Origin of the sequence: Geosporobacter subterraneus DSM 17957 (assembly GCF_900142145.1) — a bacterium.
GTDB lineage: Bacteria > Bacillota > Clostridia > Peptostreptococcales > Thermotaleaceae > Geosporobacter > Geosporobacter subterraneus.
In genome coordinates this window covers 1-1,073 of the sequence record NZ_FQZV01000119.1, presented here as the reverse complement: position 1 = coordinate 1,073, position 1,073 = coordinate 1, and the positions used below count along the sequence as shown (strand labels likewise).

The window sequence follows — 1,073 nt, the reverse complement described above, 5'->3', positions numbered from 1 at the left end:
TCTTCGCTAACGCTCAGAATGACATGCTTCTAAGGTTTATTTGGAAATAATTGGATTACGTTGACGCCTATGACAGTGAAATAAGAATAAAAAAACTCCTTCTTTCCCCATATAGGGGCGAAAAGGAGTTATGTTCGCGGTACCACCCTAATTTACGGCAAGCCGTAATCTTGTCATTGTTAACGATGGTTTGCACCACCGGAATGTCTTACACAGACTTATCCTTCAGACATTCACTCAGGAGCGAGTTATTCTATATCTGTTTTCACCGACTCTCACCACCCGTCGGCTCTCTGAAGAAAACCAGATATTTTTTCTCTCCTTCACTGCTTTAGCTAACTTAGATTATATGATACAGTAAGATTTCAGCGCTGAAAACTTCATCTGTAAAAAGGAAGCTTTCAAAAGATTTTATCAGCATAGTATTCTGTTGTCAACTACCTGTTTCTGAAAAATTATAATTTTTTGAAAAAATATTTTTATAAGTGAACTTTTTCTCTCCTTCGACTCTTATCTGCAAAAGCAATCTCGAGGTTCCCCTATTTTCTGCTCTTATTTGCAATTTTTTTATAAAAATACCAATTTAGGGTACCTAATCCTATTTTTTTCTGCGTATTTATATATTATGATAAAAGTAGACAGCTTTTTACAATGTCTCTGGAGGTATTCCTCATGAATATTGATGACAAGCTCAATGATTATTATACATCGAAGACCTGTAGGTACTGTCAAGGGCTAATACAAGATCCTGTCCACAATGGCTACTGCAAAACATGCGAAGGTTCCATTGCAGAGGCCTATGGTCTGGTGAAACAGCATCTTTCCCATGCTCCCGGTGCTACCCTGGCAGACTTGAAGAGAGACCTGGACGTACCCTTCAAGATTCTTCATCATTTGATCAAGGAAGGCCGTATTTCCATTTACGATGATCCTCTATAAACTGACACCTCCTAAACCTGTCACTTAAATATATTCTCATATCATAGGCGTCAACTTAACCCATAATTTGTCATCTTGAGCGGAGTAAAACGGAGTCGAAGGATCTTTAAGCTAGATGATATATTCTGATAATC

The 1,073-nt window shown here is 37.8% G+C and carries 1 protein-coding gene and 1 other annotated feature; the gene reads left to right on the top strand.

Annotation, left to right across the window (positions count from 1 at the left end):
• Positions 1–110: 110 nt before the first annotated feature.
• Positions 111–336 (bottom strand) — a binding site (T-box leader).
• Between the two features lie 336 nt (positions 337–672).
• Entirely contained in the window at positions 673–939 is a 267-nt protein-coding gene (locus BUB56_RS19225; protein WP_110942846.1) for a hypothetical protein, read from the top strand.
• Positions 940–1,073: the final 134 nt, after the last annotated feature.